The sequence below is a fragment of the Halorhodospira neutriphila genome (assembly GCF_016584055.1).
GTDB lineage: Bacteria > Pseudomonadota > Gammaproteobacteria > Nitrococcales > Halorhodospiraceae > Halorhodospira > Halorhodospira neutriphila.
Map to the genome: position 1 here is coordinate 1 of NZ_NRSH01000120.1, position 6,677 is coordinate 6,677.

At 74.1% G+C, this 6,677-nt stretch carries 8 protein-coding genes; 3 read left to right on the forward strand and 5 right to left on the reverse strand.

Features of this window, described 5'->3' with window-relative positions; translation table 11 throughout:
• Window positions 1–173: 173 nt before the first annotated feature.
• From CKO13_RS09700 to ectA, 4 genes are all read right to left on the reverse strand, one after another.
• Window positions 174–1,307: a PilT/PilU family type 4a pilus ATPase gene (locus CKO13_RS09700; protein ID WP_200260173.1), complete on the reverse strand. Its 1,134-nt coding sequence runs from the start codon at window positions 1,305–1,307 to the stop codon at window positions 174–176.
• A 13-nt stretch (window positions 1,308–1,320) separates the two neighbouring features.
• Complete coding sequence (locus tag CKO13_RS09705) at window positions 1,321–1,701, reverse strand: ectoine synthase (protein WP_200260176.1); 381 nt, start codon at window positions 1,699–1,701, stop codon at window positions 1,321–1,323.
• A gap of 65 nt (window positions 1,702–1,766) precedes the next feature.
• A complete protein-coding gene (ectB, locus tag CKO13_RS09710; protein WP_242467986.1) occupies window positions 1,767–3,050 on the reverse strand; it encodes a diaminobutyrate--2-oxoglutarate transaminase in 1,284 nt (427 codons plus the stop codon).
• Window positions 3,051–3,094: 44 nt separating this feature from the next.
• Complete coding sequence (ectA, locus tag CKO13_RS09715) at window positions 3,095–3,586, reverse strand: diaminobutyrate acetyltransferase (RefSeq protein ID WP_200260179.1); 492 nt, start codon at window positions 3,584–3,586, stop codon at window positions 3,095–3,097.
• A 188-nt stretch (window positions 3,587–3,774) separates the two neighbouring features.
• Between ectA and tsaB the strand changes: the two genes are divergently transcribed.
• Window positions 3,775–4,434, forward strand: a complete 660-nt coding sequence (tsaB, locus tag CKO13_RS09720) for a tRNA (adenosine(37)-N6)-threonylcarbamoyltransferase complex dimerization subunit type 1 TsaB (protein WP_200260181.1) — start codon at window positions 3,775–3,777, stop codon at window positions 4,432–4,434.
• Window positions 4,435–4,447: 13 nt separating this feature from the next.
• Here tsaB and CKO13_RS09725 read toward each other — a convergent pair whose 3' ends face one another.
• Window positions 4,448–5,371 (reverse strand): zinc ABC transporter substrate-binding protein, encoded by a 924-nt coding sequence (locus tag CKO13_RS09725; protein WP_200260184.1) that lies wholly within the window; start codon window positions 5,369–5,371, stop codon window positions 4,448–4,450.
• A gap of 75 nt (window positions 5,372–5,446) precedes the next feature.
• On the opposite strand from CKO13_RS09725, the gene CKO13_RS09730 reads away from it, so the two are divergent.
• Complete coding sequence (locus CKO13_RS09730; RefSeq protein ID WP_200260187.1) at window positions 5,447–5,938, forward strand: Fur family transcriptional regulator; 492 nt, start codon at window positions 5,447–5,449, stop codon at window positions 5,936–5,938.
• Window positions 5,917–6,677, forward strand: a 761-nt coding sequence (locus tag CKO13_RS09735; RefSeq protein ID WP_200260190.1) for an ATP-binding cassette domain-containing protein, incomplete at its 3' end; no start/stop codon positions are given. The genes CKO13_RS09730 and CKO13_RS09735, both read left to right, overlap by 22 nt.

Sequence of the window (6,677 nt, forward strand, 5' to 3'; positions counted from 1 at the left end):
AGCATCGCAGCCCGAGCGGGGCGCCGAGCGGCGCCAGCCGCTCGGCGAGCGCGCGTTGTCCGAGCGAAGCGAGTTTAGCGCGCGGCCCCGCTCGGGCGAGAAGCGCAGGGGACCCGCAAGGGCGCATTCAGCAGACGCCCGCCGGGGGCCCATCCGCGACGGCGGGTCGCTTGCTACTGATCGGCGAGGGAGAGGTCCGGCGCCGAGGGCGGGCGGCGGTCGCCGCCGTCCTCGCCGCTCTCCCCGAACTTCGCCATCAGCCGCACCTCGTTGGCGGAGTCGGCGTGGGCGAGGGCGTCCTCGTAGGTGATCCAGCCGTCGCGGTAGAGCCGGTAGAGGTGGCGGTCGAAGGTCTGCATCCCCTGCTCCTCGGTGCGCGCCATAATCTCCTTGAGGGCGTCGACCTCGCCCTTGCGGATCTTGTCCTGGACGATGGGCGTGCCGAGCAGGACCTCCAGCGCCGCCACCCGGCCCTGGCCGTCGGCGGTGGGGATGAGCTGCTGGGCGACGATGGCCCTGAGGTTCAGCGACAGGTCCATGAGCAGCTGCTCGCGCCGGTCGCTGGGGAAGAAGTTGACGATGCGGTCGAGGGCCTGGTTGGCGTTGTTGGCGTGGAGGGTGGCGAGGGTCAGGTGGCCGGTCTCGGCGAAGGCGACGGCGTAGTCCATGATCTCCCGCGAGCGCACCTCGCCGATGAGCACGACGTCCGGGGCCTGGCGCAGGGCGTTGCGCAGGGCCTGCTCGAAGGAGGCGGTGTCGACGCCTACCTCGCGCTGGGTGACCAGGCACTGGCGGTGCGGGTGGACGAACTCCACCGGGTCCTCGACGGTGAGGATGTGTCCCGGCGCGGCGGCGTTGCGCTCGCCGAGCATGGCGGCGAGGGAGGTGGACTTGCCGGTGCCGGTGCCGCCGACGAAGAGGATCAGCCCGCGCTTGGCCAGCGCCAGGTCGTGGACGACCGGCGGCAGGTTCAGCGCCGCCAGCTCGGGGATGGCGGTCTCGATGCGGCGGACGACCATCGCCGGCCGGCCGCGCTGGTAGAAGGCGCTGACGCGGAAGCGGGCGCCGTCGTCGGTGGCGATGGCGAAGTTCGCCTCCTGCTCGCGCTCGAAGGCCTCGCGCTGCTCGGCGTTCATGGCGGCGTGGACCAGCGCCTCGGCGCCGGCGGCGTCGAGGGGCGCGTCGGCGAGCGGCACCCAGGCGCCGTCGACCTTCACCGCCGGGGCGGCGCCGACGGTGACGAACAGGTCCGAGCCGCGGCGGTGGCTGAGCGCCTCGAGTAGCCCCTGGATCTCCTCGGCGGCCATGGCCTCGCCCTCCCTAGTCGAGCAGCGGGTAGGTGCCGTGCTCGTCGTGGACCTCGCGGCCGGTGAGCGCCGGGTTGAACACGCACATCAGCCGCAGCTCCTCCTCGGCGCGCAGGTAGTGCTTCTCGTGGCCGTCGAGGGCGTAGAGCGTGCCCGGGACGATGGGGTAGGTCTCGCCGCCGACGACCTCGATCTCGCCCTTGCCGGCGATGCAGTAGACCGACTCGACGTGGTTGGCGTACCAGATGAACATGTCGGTGCCGGCCTTGATGATGGTCTCGTGGAAGGAGAAGCCCATGCCGTCGCCCTTGAGGAGGAAGCGGCGGCTGATGAACTCGTCGGTCTCCACTTCGCGCGCGGAGCCGCGGATCTCGTCGAGGTGGCGGACAATCATGGTCGGTCCCTCCTGGGGCAGGGTGGTCTTCCCGGGGCCGCCGCGCGGCGGCCCCGGCGTCGGGGCTAGGCGAGCCCGCGCTTGTGCAGCGCCTCGCCGAGGGCGCGGTCGATGATCGCCAGGCCCGCCTCGAGGTCGGCGTCGTCGATGATCAGCGGCGGCAGGAGCTTGAGGACGTCGTCGTCCGGCCCCGAGGTCTCGATGATCATGCCGTGCTCGAAGGCCACGTCGGAGACCGTGCTGGCCAGCTCCTTGTCGGCGGTGAAGCGGATGCCGCGCATCATCCCGCGGCCGCGGTGCTCGCCGCCGGCGGCCGGGTACTTGTCGATCAGCGCCTGGAGCGCCTGGTGGATGCGCTCGGCCTTGCGCTCGGTCTCGCGCTGCAGGGCGTCGTCGCTCCAGTAGAGCTCCAGGGCGCGCTTGGCGGTGACGAAGGCGAGGTTGTGGCCGCGGAAGGTGCCGTTGTGCTCGCCGGGCTCCCAGATGTCGTGCTCGGGCTTGACCAGGGTCAGCGCCATGGGCAGGCCGAAGCCGCTGATCGACTTGGAGAGGGTGACCACGTCCGGGCTGATGCCCGCCTCCTCGAAGCTGAAGTAGGGCCCGGTGCGGCCGTTGCCCGTCTGGATGTCGTCGAGGATGAGCAGGATGTCGTGGCGCCGGCAGATCTCCTCGATCCCCTTGAGCCAGTCCATGGTGCAGGCGGCCAGCCCCCCCTCGCCCTGGACGGTCTCGACGATCATCGCCGCCGGCTGGTCGATGCCGCTGCCCTTGTCGTCGAGGAGCTTGTCGACGTACTCGAGGGTGCTGACCTCCGGGCCGAAGTAGCCGCAGTAGGGCATGCTCTCGCTGTAGGTCAGCGGGAAGCCGGCGCCGCGGCGCTTGAAGGCGTTGCCGGTGACGGCGAGCGAGCCGACGGTCATGCCGTGGAAGGCGTTGGTGAAGGAGAGGACCTTGTGCCGGCCGGTGACCTTGCGCACGATCTTGAGCGCCGCCTCGACGGCGTTGGTCCCCGTCGGGCCGGGGAACTGCACGCGGTAGTGCAGGCCGCGGGGCTCGAGGATCAGCCGGTTGAAGGCCTCCAGGAACTCCGCCCGGGCCACGGAGGCCATGTCCAGGCTGTGGACGATGCGGTCGCTCTGGATGTAGTCGAGCAGCGGCTTCTTGAGCTCGGGGTTGTTGTGCCCGTAGTTGAGCACGCTGGCCCCGGCGAAGAAGTCGAGGTAGGCGTAGCCGTCGGTATCGTAGACGCGCACCCCCTGCGCCTTGTCGAACGGCTTCGGGAAGGTGCGGATGTAGGAGCGCACGACCGACTCGTGCTGCTCGATGGTCTCCATTACGTCGAGAGTCATGGTGGTCCCTTGCGTGTCGTGGGTCCGGGGGCCGCGCGCCGGGCTCAGCGCAGCGGCGCGATGCGGTAGAGCTCCTCGGCCTCGTGGCCGGCGGGGAAGTGCTCCTCGCGGAAGTACTCGCTGGCCGCCAGCTGGGCGCCGCGCTCCCGCGCCACGGCCCGGAAGAGGGCCTGGGAGGCGGCGTTCGACGGCGAGATGGTCGTCTCCAGGGCCTCGGCCCGGCGCCCCCCGGGCGTGTCGAGGAAGGCGCGGACCAGCTGCTTGCCCAGCCCCTGGCCCTGGGCCTCGGGGTCGACGCCGACCTGCCAGAGGAAGATCGCGCCCGGGCGCTGCGGCGGCTCGAAGCCGGTGACGAAGCCGCAGAGCCGGCCGGCCTGCTCGGCGACCACGCAGGTGTCGGCGAACTCCCGGCAGAGCAGCAGGTAGAGGTAGCAGGAGTTGACGTCGAGGACGCCGGTGCGCTGGACCAGGCGGTGGATCGCGGCGCCGTCCTCGAGCCGGGGGCGCCGGCAGGCAATCGGGGTGTCGTGCGGCAAGGGAGTGGGCCCTGGCGGTATCCTTTCAAGCTATTCCAGCAGCCGGCCGGTGAGCGGTCAAGGCGCCGGGCGCTCGTTCGCCGGCCCTCCGGCGCGGTATAGTGAGCGCCGCTGGTGCCGCCGGGTGCGGCCCCTGCAGGGGGTCGGCCGGGCGGCGGGCCGAGGAGCGAGCGCAGAGGCGGAGAGCGATGCAGCAGCCGGTGATTATCGCCCTGGAGACGTGCACCGAGGGGTGCTCGGCGGCGGTCTACGCGGCGGGGGCGGTCCACCACCGCCTCGAGGAGGCGCCGCGCCGGCACACCGCGCGGCTGCTGCCCCTGCTCGAGGCCGTCATGGCCGAGGCCGGGGTCGCCCGCGGGGCGGTCGACGCGGTGGCCTTCGGCCGCGGCCCCGGGGCGTTCGTCGGGGTGCGCATGGCGGCCTCGGCGGCGCAGGGGCTGTGCACCGCCTGGTCGGTCCCGGCGCTGCCGGTCTCGACGCTGGCGGCCCTGGCCGAGGGGGCGTATCGGCGCCGCGGCGCCGAGCGCGTCCTGGCCGCCCTCGACGCCCGCATGGGCCAGGTCTACTGGGGCGCCTTCGAGCGGGCGGCGGGCGGGCTGATGGCGCCCGCCGGCGAGGAGGCGGCCGCCGACCCGGAGGCCGTCGCCGGCGGCGGGCCGGCGTGGCTCGGCGTCGGGCGCGGCTTCGCCGCCTACCCGGACGCCCTGCCGGAGACCGGCGCCGGGCGCGAGCCCGACGCCCTGCCGGAGGCCCGGGACCTGCTCCCCCAGGCCCTGGCGGACTGGGCCGCGGGCCGGTGCGTGGCGCCGGCGCAGGCCCTGCCGGTCTACCTGCGCGCGTGGACGTAGCGCCGCGCCCTGCCTACGGGGCCGCTAGGCAGTCGCGGAAGCCCTCGGCGAGCCCCTCGAGGAGGCGGAAGTAGGCGTCCGGCCCCGGCTCGAGCCGCGAGCCGATGGGGTCGAGCTCGCCGGCGCGGACGTCGAGCCCGCGCACCAGGGAGCGGACGATGGCCGGCTGGAACTGCGGCTCGCTGAACACGCACACGGCGCCGAGCTCGCGGATGCGCCGGCGCAGCTCGGCGAGGTGGCGGGCGCCGGGCGGCTGCTCGGGGTGGAGGGTGACGGCCCCCACGGCGTTGAGCCCGTAGCGGCGCTCGAAGTGCTGGTAGGCGTCGTGGAAGACGACGTAGGGCGTCTCGCGGACCGGCGCGAGGCGCTCGCGCAGCCGCGCGTCGAGCTCGGCGAGGCGCTCGCGCAGGGCCTCGGCGTTGGCGCGGTAGGCCGCGGCGTGGGCCGGGTCGAGCTCGGCGAGGGCCTCGGCGAGGGCCGCGACGATCGCCCGGGCGTTGGCGGGGTTGAGCCACAGGTGGTAGTCCTGCTGATGGGGCGCGCGCTCCTCGCCGTGGGCCGGCGCCCGGTGGCCGTGCCCGGCCTCGCCCCGGCGGGCGGGGAGCAGCTGGACGCCGTCGAGCTCGGCGGCGGCGAGCACGGCGGCGTCGTCGCCGAGGGCCTCGACGGCGGGCTGGAGGAAGCTCTCCAGGTGGGGGGAGATGTAGAGCAGCAGATCGGCGCTGCGCACCGCCCGGGCCTCCGAGGGGCGCATCGTGTAGGTGTGGGGGGAGTCCTCGGGGTCGAGCAGCAGCCGCGGCTCGCTGACCCCCGCGGTGACGCCGGCGGCGAGGGCGTGCAGCGGCAGGATGGAGGCGACCACGCGCGGGGCGGCCTGGGCCGGGGCGGCCGCGGCCAGGGCGAGCGCGAGCAGGGCGGCGAGAGTAGCGTAGCGCATCGGCGGCCTCGCTTGGCGGAAGCTCCTAGAATGTTATACCGTACCGAATATGCCAGCAATCGCCGAGGCGCCGCCATGGCCGACGACAGCGCCGTAGTGGCCGACTTCCCGGCCGCCGGCCACGACCACGCCCGGTGCCTGGCCGGGGCCCTGGCCACCGCCGAGGCCCTCTGCCGGCACCGCGGCCTGCGCCTGACCGAGCTGCGCCGGCAGGTGCTGGAGCTCATCTGGGCGGAGCACCGCCCCATCAAGGCCTACGAGCTGCTCGAGCGCCTGCGCGAGCGGCGCAGCGGCGTGGCGCCGCCGACCGTCTACCGGGCGCTCGACTTCCTCCTCCAGGAGGGGCTGATCCACCGGGTCGAGTCGATGAGCGCCTATATCGGCTGCAGCGCCCCGGAGCGCCGGCACCCCGTGCAGCTGCTCGTCTGCCGCCGCTGCGCCGCCGTCGCTGAGCTGGCGGACGGCGAGATCGAGGCGCTGCTCCGGCGCAAGGCGCAGGGGCTGGGCTTCGAGGTGGACTCGGCCACCATCGAGCTCGAGGGGGTATGCCCGCAGTGCCGCGGCTAGCCGCCCAGGGCGAGGCGCCCGCCGCGCCGGGCTCGGCGGTGCTCCTCCGCGCCGCGGGGATCGCGGTCACCTACGCCGGGCGGCGCGTGCTCGACGACGTCGACATGGAGGTGCTCGCCGGGCGCATCACCACGCTGGTGGGCAACAACGGCGCCGGCAAGTCGACGCTGCTGCGCGTCCTCCTCGGGCTGACCCGGCCGGCGGCCGGGCGGGTCGAGGGGCTGCGGCAGCTGCGGGTCGGCTACGTCCCGCAGCACTTCACCGTCGACCGCAACCTGCCCATGACCGTCCGCCGCTTCATGGCCCTCTCCGGGCGGGTGGGCCGGCAGCGCTGGGCCCAGGCGGTGGCCGACGCGCAGGTGGCGGCGCTGCTCGACCAGCCGCTGCAGACCCTCTCCGGCGGCGAGATGCGCCGCGCCCTGCTGGCCCGCGCGCTGCTGCGCCGGCCGGCGCTGCTCGCCCTCGACGAGCCGGCGGCCGGGCTCGACGGCCAGAGCCAGGGCGCGCTCTACCGGCTGCTCGGCGAGCTGCGCGATCGCTACGGCTGCGCCGTGGTCGTCATCTCCCACGACCTGAACATGGTCATGGCCGCCAGCGACGAGGTCCTCTGCCTCAAGGACGGGCGCATCGCCTGCCGCGGGGCGCCGACCTCCGTCCAGGAGCACCCGGAGTACCGCCGGCTCTTCGGCTCCCACCTCGGGCCCGACACGGCCGTCTTCCCCCACGAGCACACCGAGGG